The 1,172-nt window shown below is 66.9% G+C and carries 2 protein-coding genes; one reads left to right on the forward strand and one right to left on the reverse strand.

The window, feature by feature from the left end; all coding sequences use genetic code 11:
- The first annotated feature begins 17 nt into the window (after nt 1–17).
- Nucleotides 18–632, forward strand: coding sequence for a DUF3060 domain-containing protein (locus tag ACYQ8K_RS30080; RefSeq protein ID WP_459975023.1), 615 nt, complete (start codon nt 18–20; stop codon nt 630–632).
- A 14-nt stretch (nt 633–646) separates the two neighbouring features.
- Here the strand turns inward: ACYQ8K_RS30080 and ACYQ8K_RS30085 are convergent, their stop codons facing one another.
- A complete protein-coding gene (locus ACYQ8K_RS30085) occupies nt 647–985 on the reverse strand; it encodes a hypothetical protein (RefSeq protein WP_459975025.1) in 339 nt (112 codons plus the stop codon).
- Nucleotides 986–1,172: the final 187 nt, after the last annotated feature.

Raw genomic sequence — 1,172 nt, forward strand, 5'->3', positions numbered from 1 at the left:
CGCCGTCGCAACCGGCCCTGGCGGCGGCCAGCGGGGCGCTCATCCTGGCCTCGCGCGGCGGCGAACTGGATCTGCGCCCGCCGCCCCCGCCGCCGTCGCCGTGGACCTACGGTGGCCCACCCCAGCAAGGTCCCTCCGGCAACCGCGCCTGGTGGATCCTCGGCACGGTCGTCGTCATCGGCATACTCGCCCTCGCGGGTGGCATCGCGGCCTTTGCCGCACATCAGCTTTCCGGCGTGAAATCGATCATCGCGACGCCGCCGACCATCTCCAGAACGTTTAACCCGCCGAGCATTTCGACGAATCCCGGCCCGTCGACCTCCCGCAGGACGTCACCCTCACCGTCGACCTCGTCCGCCGCACCGCCTGGCACCGAGCTCAGCGTCGCCGGCATCAACGAGAACCGGACCATCGCCTGCAACGACAACATCGTCAGCGTCAGTGGGGTTTCCAACACGGTGACGATCACCGGGCATTGCACCAGCCTGTCGGTCTCCGGCGTGCAGAATTCGATCACCATCGAGGCCGTCGACAGCATCGAGGCCTCCGGCTTCGACAACAAAGTCACCTACCACTTCGGCGCACCGAAGATCAGCAACTCCGGTGGCTCGAACGTGGTGCAGCAGGGCTGAGCCGAAAACGGCTGCTACGCAGTCTCTTCGGCGTCGTCGTCCAGCACACTGACCGCGATGCCGTAGGGCAGGAAACGCACCTTGCGTTTGGGATCGACGTTCTCCTTGTTCGCCCGCAGCGCATCGAGCTCGGTCGCATAGACCTGTTCGACGCGCGCGCCGCCGCTGGCGTCCACCGTGTAGATGGCCCACACACCCTCACCGGCTTCGCCGGCGGTTTCCGGGGCACTGCGCGGGCGTCGCGACAGGTCTTCGAAAACGGCGGACCAGCCCGTCCGGCCACCGGGAGCGGCCACGAACTTGCTGATCCGCTCGAATACGTCGCGCAGCCCTTCGCTGCCCTCCCGGATCATTCGATCGAACTCGTCGGGGTCGAATCCGAACCCACTGTGCTCGCCCACGCGACCTCCTAGGCGCTCGTTGCCGTAACTGCCAGTGTGCGCTCAGTCGGCAGCGTTTGCCACGTGCTTACTGGCCGGGCGGCGGCGGCGGGTTGATCGGAATCGGCACCGTGACGAACGGGAAGTGCAGGTACATCGT

The sequence above is a fragment of the Mycobacterium sp. MUNTM1 genome (genome assembly GCF_054660795.1).

What these genes read in the sequence shown, in the direction of transcription:
- ACYQ8K_RS30085 (WP_459975025.1), bottom strand. Translation starts at nt 985, where the DNA reads ATGATCCGGGAGGGCAGCGAAGGGCTGCGCGACGTATTCGAGCGGATC.